At 28.6% G+C, this 19166-nt stretch carries 9 protein-coding genes; 2 read left to right on the plus strand and 7 right to left on the minus strand.

Annotated elements, in window-relative coordinates; genetic code table 11:
- Positions 1-29: 29 nt before the first annotated feature.
- The 6 genes from Spiro2_RS00720 to Spiro2_RS00745 form a co-directional block, all read right to left on the minus strand.
- Positions 30-1535 carry a HAMP domain-containing methyl-accepting chemotaxis protein gene (locus Spiro2_RS00720; protein WP_338636400.1) on the minus strand — a complete coding sequence of 502 codons (1506 nt, stop codon included), beginning with the start codon at positions 1533-1535 and terminating at the stop codon, positions 30-32.
- A gap of 159 nt (positions 1536-1694) precedes the next feature.
- Entirely contained in the window at positions 1695-2021 is a 327-nt protein-coding gene (locus tag Spiro2_RS00725) for a hypothetical protein (protein ID WP_338636401.1), read from the minus strand.
- 5 nt (positions 2022-2026) lie between these two features.
- Positions 2027-2380, minus strand: a complete 354-nt coding sequence (locus tag Spiro2_RS00730) for a hypothetical protein (RefSeq protein WP_338636402.1) — start codon at positions 2378-2380, stop codon at positions 2027-2029.
- 216 nt (positions 2381-2596) lie between these two features.
- Positions 2597-3334 (minus strand): ABC transporter substrate-binding protein, encoded by a 738-nt coding sequence (locus tag Spiro2_RS00735; RefSeq protein WP_338636403.1) that lies wholly within the window; start codon positions 3332-3334, stop codon positions 2597-2599.
- Positions 3335-3457: 123 nt separating this feature from the next.
- Positions 3458-4924: a methyl-accepting chemotaxis protein gene (locus tag Spiro2_RS00740; RefSeq protein ID WP_338636404.1), complete on the minus strand. Its 1467-nt coding sequence runs from the start codon at positions 4922-4924 to the stop codon at positions 3458-3460.
- 143 nt (positions 4925-5067) lie between these two features.
- On the minus strand, positions 5068-6534 hold the full coding sequence (locus tag Spiro2_RS00745; RefSeq protein ID WP_338636405.1) for a methyl-accepting chemotaxis protein: 1467 nt from the start codon (positions 6532-6534) through the stop codon (positions 5068-5070).
- A gap of 306 nt (positions 6535-6840) precedes the next feature.
- Between Spiro2_RS00745 and Spiro2_RS00750 the strand changes: the two genes are divergently transcribed.
- Positions 6841-15195 carry an amino acid adenylation domain-containing protein gene (locus Spiro2_RS00750; protein ID WP_338636406.1) on the plus strand — a complete coding sequence of 2785 codons (8355 nt, stop codon included), beginning with the start codon at positions 6841-6843 and terminating at the stop codon, positions 15193-15195.
- 263 nt (positions 15196-15458) lie between these two features.
- Positions 15459-17738 (plus strand): NADP-dependent malic enzyme, encoded by a 2280-nt coding sequence (locus Spiro2_RS00755; RefSeq protein ID WP_338636407.1) that lies wholly within the window; start codon positions 15459-15461, stop codon positions 17736-17738.
- Here the strand turns inward: Spiro2_RS00755 and pepQ are convergent, their stop codons facing one another.
- Entirely contained in the window at positions 17739-19064 is a 1326-nt protein-coding gene (pepQ, locus tag Spiro2_RS00760) for a Xaa-Pro dipeptidase (RefSeq protein ID WP_338636408.1), read from the minus strand.
- Positions 19065-19166: the final 102 nt, after the last annotated feature.

The following is a 19166-nucleotide window of genomic DNA, read 5'->3' on the forward strand; positions in this document are numbered from 1 at the left end:
TTTGGATAATAAGTTTTTTAAAGATAATATTACGTTAACTTACCTAGTATTAACAGCTCAATTTGACTTGTAGTTTTGGAGAGTTTTTCACCTTGGTTTACAAGTTCGTTAGAAGATTGCGCTGTTTCGTTCACAGAGATTTGGTTTTTTTGGGTAGCGCGGTCAATTTCAGACATCGCTGTTGTAATTTGCCGCACCCCGATGTCCTGCTCTTGGGTAGCAGCCGAAATTTGTTCAATCACAGACACCATATTGATAATGTCTTCAGAAATTTTAACAAAAGATTCTTGGGCTTCGTTGGTAACCGATTTGCCTTCATTGATGCGATCTTTGGTTACAAGCAAAATTTTGTTCACTTCTTCTTGGCTTTTGGTAATGAGTTCTTGAATTTCGTGGGCAGATTTACCACTAATTTTAGCAAGATTTCCCACTTCTTCGGCCACTACGGCAAAGCCTTTGCCGTATTCGCCTGCACGGGCAGACTCAATGGATGCATTTAATGATAACAGTTCTGTTTTAGAGACAATATCGTTAATCACCGAGGTTTTAGCATGAATTTGATTGATAATTTGGGCAATATTTTGCAATTGGCTGTTTGATTCTTGAATGGTTTCCATGCTGTTCACCAGTTTATTCATGGTGTCTTGGCTATTTTCTGCTTTGCTTGCAGCACTTTTAGCAACATTTGTAGATTCTTTGGCATTTTCTGAGGTTTTGTTCACCATACTGGTGATTTCGTTAATAGCGGCTGTGGTTTCGTGCACAGATGCGGCTTGCTGCGCCGCAGAATCAGAAAGCGTTTGAGAGCTTTTTTTAAGGGTTTGTGAAATATTCATGGTACTCTCGCCTTGCTGTTTGAGTTCAATAATGGCTTTTTTAATTGTTGCAGTAATCGATAAAATAAGTGAAAAAATTCCTAAAGCAACTACAGCGGAACTGATTAGCACTATTGTCATTGTCCAATTTGTAATGGTTGTGAGGTTTGCGCCTTTTGAGGCAGAATTTTTAGCACCTTGAGAATTAAATTGTGATTGCGCATCAATTTTTTCTGTTAAGTTAAAAATTAAATAGCGGCCTTCGTTATTATAATGATTTAGAGATTCTAACCCCTTGCCGCTTTTAACCAAATCCATTTCTATATCATAAGATTTGATGTATTCGTTGTAAGATTTTAATGTGGATTCATAGAGTTCTTCTTCGCCGGGTGCAATTTTGCCTGAGTCTTTATAGTCTTTGAGCTCTTTTTCCAAATTCGCTTTAAAACTATTGAGTTCGGCAATGGCTTTTTCTATTTTTTCGGTGTCTTTTGCAATGGCGCTGGCAATAGTAAGAATAGAGCGCCTTGATAGGTTGCCTACATTTAAATTAATACGGCTAAACGCTTCGATGCTTGGCAGCCATTGCTCAGATGTGTCTTTGGCGTATTCTTGGGTTTTGTTAATCATAATTATTGCATAAAAACAAGAAAACAAAATAAATATTAATAAAATTGAAATTGAAGAAAAAATTTTAAAAGCAAGGCTTTTGTTTTTCAATTTTGTACTCCTATTGGTGCATTTAAAACAATACTGCTTAGAGTCATGTTAAATTATTTTTATCAATAAAAAAATATTTGCTCAGGTTTTTTAATTTTTTAAAAATGAGGTTTTTATGACGCCCTTTAGTGTTTAATGTTTTTTAATAAGGCAATTACTTTAGCTTGCCTTGTTTTTATTTAAATATGCATTTAATGTGGTTTCTAAAGCATCTATTAGGATTTTTTGATCTGCAATAATTTTAGTTAATTTTCTTAATTCTAACTCATTTTTTGGTAAAATATCATTAATTTTAGATTGGTTATTATTTTGATCTAAATAAACAAAGTATTTTCCATCTTTAATTTGGTGCTTTATTTTGCCATTTTTTATTTTTCTTCTAAGAGTTATTTCTGAAACAGATAGTATTTGTGCTGCTTCATTGAGTTTAACCCAGTTACCAGGCATTACTTCGGTTTTTTTTTGTTTAATAAGTTTTTTGATCATAAATGTTACTCAATAAATTTTATTACATCTTCTATAGAATACGGTTTTTGAAAGCAGGTAAAGTTTTTGTGACTTTGTTTGTATTTTTCTATTCTTGAATCTGCAGTATCGTCTCCAGTTGCAAGGATAAATTTACCATTAAATTTTTTAATTGTCTCTGATTCAAAAAAATCTATGCCATTTTCTCCATCAAGTAAAAATAAATCGCATATAATACATTTGATATCAGAATTATTGTTTAAAATTTCTTTTGCTTTTGTTAAATTTAAGGAGATTTCGGTTTGAAACCCTTTTCTTATAAATCGTTTGCTTGTCATCTCTAACAAATCAGAATCATCGTCTATTAGCAATAACTTCATATAATGTACCTTATTATTAGAGAATCTCCTTAAATCTTAAAATAAGTTTGCAGATTTTGGTAGTTTTTTTATTAAAATATTTTTAACAGGTATTGTGATGACACTTTTTATAAATTATAAAAATTTATTCTTAAAGGTTAAAGTAGTTGATTTTTTCTTACTAATTTAACCTTTAAGAATAATTAAAGTTACATTGATTATTGTATTTAAAATTAATTACTTGTACTTGCCATAAATATTTTTAACTTCGCCGCTTTTGCGCATGGAGTCTAGTATGCTATTTAAGTTTTTAATTGTTGCATCATCAGTATCTTTATTAAACGCCGCATGAAGCTCGGTTTTTTTAATGGTATAAAGTGGCACTATTTCACCAATTTTTTCTGCTTTGGCAATCCAAGGGCCAATTTGTGAATCAGAAGCCCAAAGGTCAATTTTACCGGCATCAAGCTTTAACGCATTTTGTCTATCGTTGTTTGCAAGCTGTAAATTTTTATCAACGGTAAAGCCTTCTTTAATTAAAAACTCTGCTTTTGCATCACCATTGTATCCACCAACTACATATTTCTTAGCATCGTTTACACTTGTAATTTTAATTTTAGTGCCTTTTTTAGCATAAAAAACCCAGCTATTTTCTACTAAAGGCCCAACCCACTTAAATAAAGCTTCGCGTTCTGCTGTTCTTGTGGTTGAGTATACGGCCGTATTTTTTTCTTCGAGCCCCATTTTGTATGCTCTTGCCCATGGGTACATCGAAATTGTGTAGCTAATTTTTGCTTTATCTAACAAAGATCTCATGATGTCAGTAGATAATCCTGTAATTTTGCCACCTTCTTCCATATTAAAAGGAGGGTTGTCTTCGGTTGTTAGAGTTATTTTTTGTTGCGCTAACGCAACAACAGAGGATGCGAGAACTTTTGCTATAACCAGATACTTAACTGTTTTTTTAAGTAACATACTTAGGAGCTCCTTTTAAAAAGTAGGATAAAAAAACATTGTCATGAACCATTATGATCGTAAATTTTTTTAAAATCATTAGTTCATCAAAAAAATGACACTTGGTAATTATTTAAATAAAATTTACTTTTTACCAAGGATGATAGAATTGATGGCATTCATAATCATTTTAAATTGGCTGCTTTGGCCATCGAGATTTTTAGCAAGTAGCAAAGATTTTTCGGTGGCAGAGTGTGTGACTTTGTTTGAGTTATTGAGAAAGTTTGTGGAGTCTAACACTTCTTTAATGGAGTCGTTTTGTTTATCGGCTGCCTTTTGAATATTTGTGGTATTTTCAAAAATATTGGTGACACCCGAGGCGATTTGTTGAAATGAGGCAGATACCTTTTCAGAGTCTTTTAACACGCGTTGCACACTATTGTTCATTTCGTTAATCACCAATTCAGAGACTTTAATGCTTTCACCAATAAGGTTTTCAATATCTTTTGCAGCGTCTCCGCTCACTTTAGCAAGGTTACCCACCTCTTCTGCCACCACCGAGAATCCTTTGCCAAATTCGCCGGCTCTAGCGGCTTCAATCGAGGCATTGAGGGACAGAAGTTCTGTTTTAGAAACAATTTCATTAATAACGCCTGCTTTTTGGGAGATGTTTTTAATAATAGCAGAAATTTTTTCGAGGTTTTTGCTAGATTTTTTAATAGCCTCAATAGAAATCATCATGGCATCAATGGTATTGTTACCTTCTTTAGTTTTATCATTAAGAACGCCCACAACAGAGGTACATTCTGCTGCATTTTTTCGGGTTTCTTCGACCACCAATTCCATGTTTTGAATTTGTTCTAACGTTTTTTCAATCGCAGAGGTTTGTTTTTTAATAGAATCAGACAGATCAACAGAGGCTTTATTGAGATTGTTACTGGTACTTAAAATTTTGTTAGAGCCAACTCCAATATCAGAACCGAGTTTTTCAAGCGGCTTAGAGATCGTTCTTTTGATAATAAAGTAAGAGCTAACACCAGCAACAAACAAACTAATTAACAAACTTAAAATAGAACTTACTATCATGTAATAAGTCCGAATACTTAAGTTTTTTGTTGTGGTTTCTACCACGAGTAGACCATTTAAATTGGTACTTTTGCTGTCTAAAATTGAAAAAGTATAGATTCTCGAAGCATTAAAACTTGTTTGTACATTTATTTCTTTAAATTTGTTTAAATCTTGTTCTTTTGTGTAATTTTCTAAAGTGTAATTTGCGCCATCAAGCTCTGGAAGACTTTGATCACTTTTACGCTCTATCCCGGCAAAAAATTTGCCTTTATCATTAAAAACAACAACCTTTTCAATTGATTCATTAATAAACAAACCTTTAGCTGAAAAGGTTGCTCCCGATTTTTCTAAATTATAAAGACTTAAAGAAAGACCTGGCGATAAAATTTTCATCGAATTTTTTATTGATTTGTCAAACTCTTCGCGAAATTGATTGCTGGTTTGAAATATTTGATAAACAAAATGAATTCCTATGGTTAAAGCAAAAATAGGCAAAATAACAATTAATATTTTACTGTTTAATGCTCTATTGGTAAGAATCATTAATAAAATCTCCTCTGATTATTAGTATCGGTATATTTATTTAAAAAATAAGAAAATTATTTGATTATTTTTATTTTTATAAAATTTTTTAAAACATTAAATATCTTAAAATTTTTCAAATATTATAATAATAAATTGTGTAATTATTTTTTACCAAGGATAATAGAGTTGATAGCATTCATAATCATTTTAAATTGGCTGCTTTGGCCATCGAGATTTTTAGCAAGTAGCAAAGATTTTTCGGTGGCAGAGTGTGTGACTTTGTTTGAGTTATTGAGAAAGTTTGTGGAGTCTAACACTTCTTTAATGGAATCGTTTTGTTTATCCGTTGCTTTTTGGATGTTCATAGTATTGTCAAAAATATTGGTAACTCCTGATGCAATTTGTTGAAATGAGGCAGATACCTTTTCAGAGTCTTTTAACACGCGTTGCACACTATTGTTCATTTCGTTAATCACCAATTCAGAGACTTTAATGCTTTCACCAATAAGGTTTTCAATATCTTTTGCAGCGTCTCCGCTCACTTTAGCAAGGTTACCCACCTCTTCTGCTACCACTGAGAAGCCTTTGCCAAATTCGCCGGCTCTAGCGGCTTCAATCGAGGCATTGAGGGACAGAAGTTCTGTTTTAGAAACAATTTCATTGATAACACCTGCTTTTTGGGAGATGTTTTTAATAATAGCAGAAATTTTTTCGAGGTTTTTGCTAGATTTTTTAATCGCCTCAATAGAAATCATCATTGCATCAATGGTATTGTTACCTTCTTTAGTTTTATCATTAAGAACGCCCACAACAGAGGTACATTCTGCTGCATTTTTTCGGGTTTCTTCGACCACCAATTCCATGTTTTGAATTTGTTCTAACGTTTTTTCAATCGCAGAGGTTTGTTTTTTAATAGAATCAGATAGATCAACAGAGGCTTTATTGAGATTGTTACTGGTACTTAAAATTTCGTTAGACCCAACTCCAATATCAGAACCGAGTTTTTCAAGCGGCTTAGAGATCGTTCTTTTGATAATAAAGTAAGAGCTAACACCAGCAACAAACAAACTAATTAACAAACTTAAAATAGAACTTACTATCATGTAATAAGTCCGAATACTTAAGTTTTTTGTTGTGGTTTCTACCACGAGTAAACCATCAATTCTTGTAGACTTGGTATCTACTATTGATGAAATATAAACGCGGGTCGTGTTATCTTTAAGAATAACCTCAATATCATTAAATTTACTAAGATTTTGCTCTTTTGTATAAACTTCTAAATTTTGATTAGCGCCTTCAAGATCTACAAGACTTTGATCACTTTTGCGCTCAACCCCACTAAAAAATTTTCCTTTATCAGAAAACACTAAAACTTTTTCAATAGAATCGTTAGTAAACAATCCCTTTGAAGAAGAAGTCACACCAGCTTTATCCAAATTAAAAATGTTTAAAGAAAGTGCGGGGGATAAAATTTTTAAAGAATTTTTTATGGATTTATCAAATTCTTCTTGAAATTGATTGCTAGTTTGAAAAATTTGAAAAACAAAGTGAATTCCTATGGTTAAAGCAAAAATAGGTAAAATAACAATTAATATTTTGCTGTTTAATGCTTTGTTTTCAATAAGCATGTTTTAATATTCACTCCTTTGTGCTTTTAAGCAATCGTCTGTTTACTTAAAAAATTAAGTCCTATTTAAAAAATAATACAATAAAATTATTAATGTTTCTTTATTTTTAAGAAAAGTTATGCTATACTGATTTTTGAATTTTACAAATTTTAGTTTAAAATAGTTATGTATTAATTAGATAATATCAAGTTTTTTATAAAAATTTAAATTATATAAAGTTTAAAAGATCTAGGTAAAATTTTATTAATATTAATTTTTATAAAATATAAAAATAGTCATATAAAAATTAAACATTAGGAAGTTACAATGGTACAGAGTATTCCATTATCTCCATTTCAGAGCGTGTTTTACTTTGAATGGAAATTAAATCCTCAAAGAACAGATTATCACATGGTGATCGATCAAACTATTGAAGGAGAAATTAATTACAAAAAACTTAATAATTGTTTAAAAAAAATGATAAAAGATATTTTTATTTTTAATGCACATGTTTTTGAGATAAATGAAAAATTTTACTGGAAAAAAAATAATGAAGTATTAGATTTAGAATATTTTGATAAAAATATTAACAGTGAAATTAAAATTTTTTTGCAAAGAGAATTTGACTTAGAAAGTGGTCCATTGTATAGATATGGATTATTTAAAATTGATGAAAATAAGTATAGACTAATTTATATTTTACATCATGCAATTATTGATGGTGCATCTGCAGAGCAATTTTATACTGAAGTTTCGAAATATTATAATTTAAATAATTACCGATATCCAATTTCTATTGATGATCAAAAAAATAAAATAATAGAATTTTCTTTAAAATTAGAAAATGAAATTAAAAAATACTATAACATATGTTATGATTTTTGGATGAGTAAAATAGAAAATTATGACGTATTAAACACAGAATTTCTAATAGAAAATATTGATTTTAATAAAAATGATAGAGTAGAATTAACAAATCAAAAAATTTTTGGAATTAATGAAATCTATTTTTCTATTACAGGAGAATATTTTGACAAATTGTCTGCGATAAGAAAAAAATTTGCAATTACAAATTATCTGTTTTCAAAAATTGTGTATGCCATTACTTTGTATAAATATACAAATCAAAATAATTTTATAATTGCATATCCAATTTCTATTAAAGAGGGAATTGAATTATTTTATGGAGCTAACGTAAATATAAATTTTATTCCATTTAATATTAATGGTGAAAAAACTATTAAAGAATTGATTTTAGAAACAAAGATTTTTTTAAAATCACTAAAAAACGAAGAATATAGATTAAACTATTTTCCAATGTATAACGTATTTTCAAAAAAGAGTAATAAATTTAGTTCTATTGGTTTTTCAAGCGCGTTTTTGCAGCAAACATCATTTAATTTTAATAATTTAAATGTGCAGCCAACAAAAAATTCAAATATTGCACTTACCCATGATTTTGCCTTTGAAGTTCAGCAATTTTCTAATGAAATTAAATTTAGAATTAATTATAAAAATAAAAAAATTTCTAAACAATTAATAGAAAATTTATGTAAAAATTATAAAAATATTTTTAATCAAATAATTGATTTTATGTTTAATAAAAGAGATGAATTATGTAAGTTAAAAATAAACCAGTTGCATCTATTGGATAAATTTGAAGAAAAAAAAGTAATTTATGATTGGAATAAAAAATATGAAAAAAAATTTAAATATAAAAAACCTATAGAATATTTAGAAAATCATGCAGTTAAATTTCCAAAAAATAATGCATTGCATTTTAATGGTAAAAATATGAGCTACTCTGAACTTAATAATAAGGCAAATATTTTATCCAATTATCTAATTGATAAATTTAATGTTCATAAAGGTGATTATGTTGGATTGCTAATGGAGAGAAGTGAGCATTTAATAATTGCGATTTTATCTGTATTAAAATCTGGAGCGGTTTATGTACCAATTGATCCAGAATATCCATTTGATAGAATAAAATTTATTATTGATGATACAAAATTAAATATACTATTAATGAATAATAATATAAGAATAACAAAAAAAAATAAAAATAAAATTAACTTTAATTTGCTAAATATTTTAATTTTTAATGATGAATTTTTAGATAAAAATAATATAAATAAATATAGAAATAATCCTAATATTAATGCTGGAAAAAAAGATATTTCATATTTAATTTATACGTCAGGAACAACTGGGAAGCCAAAAGGAGTTTTAATTAAAAATGAAAGTGTATCAAATTTAATTGAATTTCAAAAAAATAATTTAAAAAATGAATTTTTTAATAAAAAAATAAAAGTCTTATTTTTTTCGAGTTTTGTATTTGATGCTCATGTTTGGGAATTGATCAGTGGACTGTTATTGGGAAATCAATTGTACCTTGTCGATGAAGAAACTCGACAAGATTATAATTTATTAGCTAAATTTATTGATGATAATGGCATAAATTTAGCTGTACTTCCACCGGTTATACTCAATAAAGAAAGGCCATTAAACTTAGATGTTTTGTTTTTTGCAGGTGATAAAACAAATAGCTTAATAGTTAAAGAGTATTTAAAGGAAAATAAAGTTATTTATAATGCATATGGGCCAACAGAAAATACTGTTATGTGTTTTATGCATAAGTATACTAATTTTTTAGAAGCTAACTGTATTGGTAGCTTGGTGTATAATCATAAGGCATATATTTTAGATGATAGCTTGCAACCATTACCAGATGGAGCAATAGGAGAGTTGTATCTTACAGGCGTTGGACTCTGTGCTGGTTATTTAAATAGAGACAGTTTAAACCAAGTAAAATTTCTTAAAAATCCATTTCAGAATCAAAATGAAATTAAACATAATATAAATTCTAAAATTTATAAAACGGGAGATTTGGTTAGAAGATTATCAAATGGAAAAATTGAATACATTGGGAGAAACGATTTTCAAGTTAAAATTAGTGGAGTTAGAATAGAACTAGAAGAAATTGAAAATACAATTTTAAGTATAAAAGGAATAAAAAAAGTTTATATACTTGCTAAAGAATTAGATACATCAAGTTTAAATTACAATAAAACAATTATTTGCTATTATGTATCTGATAAATCTATTAAAGATAACCAAATAATAGAATATTTACAAAAAGTATTACCACATTTTATGATTCCAAAATTTTATATAAACTTAGATAAATTTCCATTAAATAATAATGGAAAAATAGATATTAAATTACTGCCTAATCCAGAAATTAAAGAAAGTTTAAATATTGTTACACCCAGAAATAGTATAGAACAAAAATTATGCTCTATTTGGGCTGAAATTTTGGGATTAAATATAAGTTTTATTGGAATCCATTCTGATTTTTTTAGTTTGGGCGGAGATAGCATTAAAGCAATTCAAGCAGTAAGCAGAATTAGAAGTAGTTATAAATTAACATTAAATGTTAAAGACATTCTTAAATTAAAAACTATAGAAAATATTTCAAAATATATTGAATTGCTATTAAACAAACAATCTAGTTTAAATTATTTGTCTAATATAGAAGCTGCATCTGGTGAATATCCGTTATTGCCAATTCAGAAATGGTTTTTTGCTAATAACTTTGCTAATTTTGAACATTGGAATCATTATTTTTTAATCAAAACAAGTATACTTGATCTAGAAAATTTAAAACAGTCTATTAATAAGTTAATTAATATTCACGATACTTTTAAAATAAGTTTTAAAAAAAATAACAATAATTGGATTCAGGTTTATAAAGACAAAAAAATTGATACTGACTTAAAAATATTAAATATTAAAGATTTAATTAGCTGTGACGAATCTATAGATTTTAATAATGAGCTATTAAATGTTTTAAAAGATTGGCAAAATAGTTTTAACTTAGAGCATGGGCCACTTTATTCTTTTGGATATATTTATGGGTTTAATAATAATACAGCTAGAATATTTGTTGCAGTTCATCATTTATTAATAGATACTATTAGTTGGAAAATAATACAAAACGATTTGTTTAATTTATATTATAATAATGAATTATTATTAAAAAGAACGAGTTATTTAAAATGGGCAGAAAAAATTAAAAATTATTCATCAGAAAATTTTAACGAAAAAAAATATTGGGATGATGTGTTAAATAATTTTAAATTAATAAATAATTATTTAATGAGTTATTTATTAATAAATAAAAGTAAAGATATAAATTATTGTACTGTTGAATTTGAATTATCTGAAACACGTTTAATTCTCGATAAAGTAAATCCTATTTTTAATACTACAGTTCAAGATCTTTTAATTTCGGTAATGGTTTCTGCCTTGTATAATATTACACATTCTAAAGAGCATTATATTATGATGGAGGGAAATGGACGTAACGAAGTAGATTCTACTTTTGACATACTTGATACAATTGGTTGGTTTTCTAACATGTTTCCTGTAAAATTAGAAGTCAAAAAAACTTTTGCAGAGCAAATTTGTTATGTAAAAGATTATTTTAAAAAAGTGCCCAATAATGGTATTGGATATGGTGCATTTTATTCTTATTCTAGTAAATTGTCCCCTAAAATATTATTTAATTATTTTGGTATTATTGAGCAAAATAAAGAAATTTTTAATAGTCAAGATAACAAATGGAGTCTTGTTCAAGAGAATAGTGGTCGCTCATTTTATTCGTCTAAATTTAAAGATTTTTATATATGTTGCAATTCATTAATATTTAATCAAAAATTATATGTTTATTTTGAAGGTCAAATTATAAAAAATTCTTTAAATAATTTTGGTGTGTTATTTAAAAAATATTTAATTGACTCTATTAATGAAATTGCAAAATATGATAGAAAATATTTAACTTTAAGCGATGTTGATTTTTTTATATCGCAAAATTATTTAAATAACATACAATTTAAAAATGAAATTGATTATATATTACCAACAACTTATTTGCAAAGTGGGTTGATTTATCATTCGCTCAATAAACAATATGATGATTGTGCATATTTTAATCAAATTTCGTTTAATTATGAAGGAAATTTAAATTTAGAACAACTAAAAATTGCATGGGAAAATACTGCTAAAAAACATGAAATTTTTAGATTAAGATTTGCGTGGGACGAAGAAATTATTCAAATTATCGATAAGAATACAAAACTAGATTGGCGCTATATTGATATCAGCAAGAAAAATATACTACAAAAAAATCAATTTATAAAAAATTATAAAACCAAAGATCGTTTAGAATATTTTAATTTAAAAAATGGAAAATTAATTAGAATTTGTATTATTAAACAATATAAAAATTTGTACACTTGTTTATTTAGTGCGCATCATTCTGCAATAGATGGATGGAGTATTGCTATTTTATTGAGTGAGGTGCACGATTTATACAATAAATGCGAGAAAATAATAAAAAATAAATATGATACAGTATATAGCGATACATTTAAGCTTATTAGTAAAGAAATGGATAAAAATATTGATTATTGGAATAATTGCATTAAAACTATGGAGAATAATCTTGATTTATCGTGCTTATTTTGTAATAGTGCAAAAAATAATAAATTATATTTTGCTAATTATAGACATATTAGAACACAAAAAGAAAAAATTTTAAATATTGATAACTCTAATTTTGATAATATTAAATCTTTATCTGTAAGATATTCCGTGACAATTAATGCGATTGTTTTTTTTGCTTTTTGTAAACTTTTAAGTGTATATGGAAATGCAGAAAAAATGGTTATAGGAACTACTGTGTCAGGAAGAAACTTGCCTATTTTTGGAGTAGAAAATGTAGTTGGTCTACTGATTAATACACTTCCTTTTTATGTAAATTTTGCAAAAAAAAGTAATACTAAAATTATCGAAATAATTAAATTATTACAAGATAAAATTAATGAAATGAATGAAAAAAGTCATGCTGATTTTTTTAAAATTTATAATGGAGAAAATAGATTATTTGATGTTATTTTTGTTTATGAAAATTATCCAATGCAATTTAGTAACAAAATAGATGAATCTTTATCTATATGTTATGATGAAGTTTATGAGACATTAGATTATCCTTTATCTGCTATAGTTTATAAATTAGAAAATGGAATACAGATTAAAATTAAGTATGCAGGTGAGCTATTTGAAGATCTAATCATAGATGAGATGTTGGAATATTTTGTAGGAGTTTTGAATAAAGTAGTTATTTACCCCGAAGAAGTGTTTAAAAAAGTTTCATTTATCAATACTCAGCAAGAAAATTTGGTGAGAAATTTAAATATTTCTACTGATATTGATTTTACTAAGTGCAGCAGTATTATAGATTTATTTGAGAACTGTGTTATAAATTATATTAATAATAATGCTTTAATTTTTAAAGATAAAATAATAAATTATTTTGAATTAAATTGTAAATCCAATCAGCTTGCAAATTATATCAAAATTAATTTTAATATTTCTAAAAGTCATTTTATTGCTATTATTCAAAATAGAAGTGATTTAATGATAATATCTATTTTAGCAATATTAAAGCTTGGTAAAGCATATTTACCAATAAATCCAAATACGCCAAAAGATCGTATTGATTATATATTAAAGGATGCTGATCCTATTATAGTTTTAATTGATTCTTATAATATTAAAGAATTTAATAATTGTTATAATAATTTTGTAAATGTGAATAATGTTATAGATAAAATTTCTGAGTATTCTTCAGAAAATATTAGCACCAGTGTAGCAATAAATGATTTGGCATATTTACTTTATACTTCTGGAACTACAGGCGTACCTAAAGGTGTTGCAATGCCTCATGAAAGTTGCCTTTTAAGAATTAATAAAATGGCTTCTATTAATAAAATGTCATCAAAAGATGTTTATCTTTTTAAAACAAATTATATTTTTGATGTTTCTTTTTCCGATATTTTTACAACGCTAACTTCTGGAGCCTCTTTGGTTGTTACAGAAAACCATTTTGATATTTCCGAAATTGAATTTTTGATAAAAAAACATTTGGTAAATATTTGTCATTTTGTACCATCTCAATTTAAGGTTTTTGCGGAGTTGGTTAATTTATTTGATTTAAAGTCAATTAATAGAATAGTTTTAAGTGGTGAGCCATTAGATATAAGATTAATTAATAAATATTTGGATAGTATTAGATTTATAAATTATTATGGTCCAACCGAAACAGGAGAGGTTACATATAAAGAATTTTTAATAAATAATTTTAATCATGATTTATATTTTGGGCGTATATTTATTGGCAAATTATTTGGATATTTAAAAGCTTATGTTTTGGATAAAAATTTACATTTATTGCCGATTAATACAGTTGGTGAATTGTGTATTTCTGGTTCAAGTTTAGCAAATTATTATTGGAAAAATGAAGATTTTACTAAACAATGTTTTATTGACAATCCATTTATTCCTATACAAAATGATGGTAAATATTTATTTCGTAAGATGTACAAAACAGGGGATCTTGTAAGATGGTTGCCAAATGGTGAATTAGAATATTTTGGTAGAATTGATTTTCAAGTAAAGTTAAATGGATTTAGAGTAGAGTTGCAAGAGATAGAAAATGTAATAAGTTCTTACTCTGGAATAAAAAACTCAGTTGTGATACTTTCTGAAAATAATAAATTTTTGGTTGCATATTATTTATCTGATTTATTGATTGATCACAATTTTTTACGGAATTATGTTCAAGCAAAACTTCCTACATATATGATGCCACAGTATTTTTTGCAAATTGATGCACTGCCTTTAACAGCAAACGGCAAACTAGATGTCGCTGCTTTACCAAAAATTGATAAACATAATACTGTTAAATTTGAACTTCCAAGTAATGATATTGAAATTAAATTATTAGATTATTGGAGTGAGATATTAAATATTTCTAAAAGTAAAATTAGTATAAATTCTAGCTTTTTTGATTTGGGAGGAAATAGTTTATTTGCAATTAAGCTTTTAAATAAAATTAATAATAATTTAAGTTTTGATATTAAGCTTTCAGATATTTTTGTGAGTAAAAATATTAAAAATATTGCATTAAAAATTACGCATCAATCAAAAAATTACACACCAATTGTAGAATTAAACAAAAAATCTTCAAATCCTATCATGTTTATGGTGCATCCCGCACGCTCTGGCTGTGAAGTTTATGCGAAATTAGCAGAACATTTGCAAGATCATTTTTATTGTTTAGGAGTGGATTCTTATAATCTTAATAATGATGATAAAATTACAAGTTTAAATCATCTTTCTGATTATTATCTTAAACATATAGAAACATATATGCTAAAATGTAAGCAGCAAAATTATTATTTTTTGGGATGGTCGTTGGGTGGTTTTATTTGTCTTGAGATTGCATCGCTTTTAGAAATTAAGGGGCATAGAAATATAAATTTATTTTTACTTGATTCATTTTATTTTGACGATTATATGAATAAAAATAAAATGAATCTCGAAACATTTTTAAAATATGGTAAACAGGATTTTAATTTTTTAGGATTTGATAATAGTTATATTGATAAAATTTGTACCATATATGATATTGAAGATGGGTTTTTATCGCAGAAAATTTCTTGTAAGCTGAAATTTTCTAATGTTACTTTATTAAAGGCTTTAAAATTTAGGAAAAGTGGTAATTTAAAAAATGTAAATAATTATTTAAATTATTCTATTCTTTTAAAAGAATAATAATATTTCTAATTTATTAGATGATGTGAGTAAATTAAAAATTATTGATGTTCCTTCTGCGACGCATTTAAGTATTATAAATGAATTTGATACAATTAAAACAGCAATAATTAATAGTATTTAAAAATTTTAATTATTTTTGATTTTTATTTTTAAATATTTATAATTTAATTATCATATTGCAAGAAATTTAGTGACGGAGTATTGTTTACCGATCTTCCAAATTGCCGTTTTGTTTGTAACACAAAAAGAGGACATTAAATATGAGTTTAAAAGAAGAAGCTTTGCACTATCATCGTAAAGGGCGTAAAGGAAAAATTGAAACAGGTATAACCAAAGAGTGTAAAAATCAAAAAGATATTACCTTAGCATATTCTCCTGGCGTTGCTGAACCTTGCAAAGAAATCGCAAGAGATCCTTCTTTGGTTTATGAGTACACCGCTAAAGGTAATTTAGTCGCGGTTGTTACAAATGGAACGGCGGTATTGGGTCTTGGAGCGATTGGTCCATTAGCAGGAAAACCTGTTATGGAAGGTAAAGCAGTGCTTTTTAAAATGTTTGCAGATATTGATTGTTACGATATTGAATTGAATGCTAAAACTCCAGAAGAAATAATTAGTGCATGTAAAATGTTAGAACCGACTTTTGGTGGCATTAATTTAGAAGACATTAAAGCGCCTGAATGTTTTGAAGTCGAAGAACGATTGCGAGAAGAGTTAGATATTCCTGTTTTTCATGATGATCAGCATGGTACGGCAATTGTAAGCGGTGCGGCTTTATTAAATGCATGCGAAATTACAAAACGCAAAATTTCTGATGTGAAATGTGTTGTGAATGGTGCAGGTGCTGCAGCTATTGCTTGTGCGCAAATGTATATAAACTTAGGGCTCAAAAAGGAAAATTTAATTTTATGCGATTCTAAGGGTGTTGTTTATAAAGGCCGCACAGAAGGAATGAATAAATATAAGGCTCGCTTTGAAAACGACACTAAAAAAAGAACTCTTGCCGAAGCAATCAAAGGGGTCGATTTTTTTTGTGGTTTAAGTGTTGCAGGGGCTGTTACTAAAGAAATGGTTAAGTCCATGGCTAAAGACCCTATTATATTTGCTATGGCAAATCCTGACCCAGAAATTTCTCCGGCTGATATTAAGTCAGTGCGAAGTGATGCAATAATTGCCACAGGAAGATCAGATTATCCCAATCAAGTGAACAATGTTCTTGGTTACCCTTATATCTTTAGAGGAGCCATGGACGTTTTATCAACTCGTATCAACGAAGATATGAAAATGGCGGCTGTGCATGCCATAGCGGCTTTAGCAAAAGAAGATATTCCAGAGAGTGTCACGAAGTCTTATGCAAGCAGTACATTGCAAGGTTTTGGCAGAGAATACTTAATTCCTAAACCTTTTGATCCAAGGCTTTTATTGCGTGTGGCGCCCGCTGTGGCAAAAGCTGCGCTTGCAACAAAAGTGGCAAGAAAAAACATCGATATTGAGCATTATGTTGATTTGTTGGAGTCTCGTTTGGGTGTCCTGCAATCAGTAACTCGAAAAATTAAAAGAAGTGTTGTTGTGGCAAATAGAACAAGCGGCAAAAAACTAAGAGTGGTGTTGCCAGAAGGTGCTAGCCTAAAAATTTTAAAAGCTGCAGAAATTGTTTGTGCCGAAGAAATTTGTGAGCCAATTTTAATTGGTGATATTCAAAAAATTAGAAGTTTAATTCAAGATGCAAAGTTAGATAAACTTTTAACTCAGGTTGAAATTATTGACCCATCAGAAGATAAAAGATCAGAAAAATATGCTTCATTGTTGTTAGAAAAAAGAGCGCGAAAAGGTGTGACACGTATGGGTGCATATGAACTTGTTACGGGTGATCATCATTACTTTGCAACAATGATGGTTGAAACAGGTGATGCCGATGCGTTTTGTTCTGGAGTGCATCATAATTATGGAGATGCAATAAGACCTGCCTTACAAATAATTGGTACCCAAACAGATAAAGTTCTTGCTGGTATTTATATGTTGCTGTGGAAAGAAAGAAGCATATTTGTTGCTGATACAACAGTGAATATTAACTCCAATGCAGAACAATTGGCGCAAATCGCAATTCAAACGCATGACATGGCTAAAATATATTTAAGTGAGCAGCCAAGAGTGGCTATGCTAAGTTTTAGTAATTTTGGCAGTACCAAGCATCCAGAGTCTGATAAAGTGTGTAAGGCTACAGGTATTGTAAAAAAACTGCGCCCAGACATAGAAATTGATGGAGAAATGCAAGCCGATTTTGCGCTTTCATCAGAATTATTAGAACATTCTTATGGTTTTTCAACTCTTAAAGGTCCTGCAAATGTTTTGATATTTCCTGATTTGACGTCAGGAAATATTGCTTACAAGCTTTTAGGAAAATTAGGAGGTGCAACATCAATAGGTCCAATTCTGACTGGAATGAAAAAACCTGTTAATGTTTTAGCGCGAAATTCGGACATCGATGAAATTGTTAATTTAATTACATTTACAGTTCATAGGGTACAAAATGGAATGTAATTAAGGCAAATGTTCTCTTGTTAAATTTCGGTAAGAATTTTGCAGTGGCACAACGTTATCTTCAATGCGAATACCTCCATAAGGAGTGAGTTTTTCAATTATATCCCAATTTATTTTGTTAGCATGTTTATTATTTTGTTTAAATTGGTTAAGCAATGATTGAATAAAGTAGATGCCTGGTTCTATTGTAACAATCACCGAGTTTTCTAAGGTTCCAACAAACCTTAAAGAGCGATATAAAACATTTGGGGGGTTTTCTGGTGCAAAATTGCCGCTTTCATTTAGCTGTTTTCCGCCAATATCGTGTACTTGTACACCCAACATATGTCCAAGGCCATGTGGCATAAAAACTTTTGTAATTCCTTCTTTTAGTGCGAGTTCATAATCTCCAGCAATTTTTAGAATTCCTACTTTTTCTAGTGCTCTAGCTAATTTAATGTGACATTGTTCGTGTAAAGAAGGGAAATAAAGCCCCGACTTTACTTCATGACAGAGCTCTTGTTGTATTTTTTCTGTTTCAGCAAGTAATTCTAGAAATAATGGATCACACTGATTTGTTGCATAGGTTCTTGTAATATCTGAGCCATAATGAAAAAATTTTGCTCCGCTATCAATTAAAAGGACTTGGCCGTTGCGGTTTTTATTTCGCCCATGATAATGCAGTATGGCGCCATTTTGATTGAGCGCAACGATGCCAGTGTAAGGCAATTCGTGATCGGTGCATTCTATTGCATTGAGATAGGCCATATGAATTTCGTATTCAGAGGCTCCGCTTAAAAAAGCAACTTTTGCAGCATTGTGTCCTTTTGCGGCAATTTTATTGGCCTCTGAGAGGCAAAATATTTCAAAATTAGATTTAAAACGCCTGTACCAGTTAAGGCGCGCTTCAACAAGCTCGCAATTGAGCTTGATGTTTTTTGTCGCAGCGAATTTGGTATCGTTACCAATAAATACGCTATAAGACAGATCTCCAAGAGATTCCCAAATTTTATCAATAGTTGTCACTTCTCTAATTTCAAACTCTGAAGTCCAAAACGAGTTTTCGAGTTTGGTATGGAAATGCCAATAGTCATCAGGAGAATAATAGACAAGAATAGGTTTTTTTCCTGATTCATATTTAATAACGTGATAGGGCCCATTTGCAGGACACCAGTGTGCAAAATGTGGGTTAACTCTAAACGGAGCTTCGGAGTCGTCAGAAAAATACGTAAAAGGTTCTCCAGCGCCTAAAAGAAGTGACTTGTAATTTTGTGCTTGTAAGATTTTGTCTGCATCGACCATTCTCTTTTGAAGATGTTCTTTAAAAAGTGTATCTAAATTAATCATATAATGTGCTCCATAATTTTGATATACCACGAAATATTTAACCTCTATTTTAGCCTAATGTGAAGAGATTTTTTATTTTTTTGTAATATGAATAGAAATTTA

It is taken from the genome of Spirobacillus cienkowskii (genome assembly GCF_037081835.1).
Classification (GTDB): domain Bacteria; phylum Bdellovibrionota_B; class Oligoflexia; order Silvanigrellales; family Silvanigrellaceae; genus Silvanigrella; species Silvanigrella cienkowskii.

Coding starts and splice junctions, on each gene's coding strand:
- Spiro2_RS00725 (WP_338636401.1), bottom strand. CDS start 2,021: ATGATCAAAAAACTTATTAAACAAAAAAAAACCGAAGTAATGCCTGGT.
- Spiro2_RS00730 (WP_338636402.1), bottom strand. CDS start 2,380: ATGAAGTTATTGCTAATAGACGATGATTCTGATTTGTTAGAGATGACA.
- Spiro2_RS00735 (WP_338636403.1), bottom strand. CDS start 3,334: ATGTTACTTAAAAAAACAGTTAAGTATCTGGTTATAGCAAAAGTTCTC.
- Spiro2_RS00740 (WP_338636404.1), bottom strand. CDS start 4,924: ATGATTCTTACCAATAGAGCATTAAACAGTAAAATATTAATTGTTATT.
- Spiro2_RS00745 (WP_338636405.1), bottom strand. CDS start 6,534: ATGCTTATTGAAAACAAAGCATTAAACAGCAAAATATTAATTGTTATT.
- Spiro2_RS00750 (WP_338636406.1), top strand. CDS start 6,841: ATGGTACAGAGTATTCCATTATCTCCATTTCAGAGCGTGTTTTACTTT.
- Spiro2_RS00755 (WP_338636407.1), top strand. CDS start 15,459: ATGAGTTTAAAAGAAGAAGCTTTGCACTATCATCGTAAAGGGCGTAAA.
- pepQ (WP_338636408.1), bottom strand. CDS start 19,064: ATGATTAATTTAGATACACTTTTTAAAGAACATCTTCAAAAGAGAATG.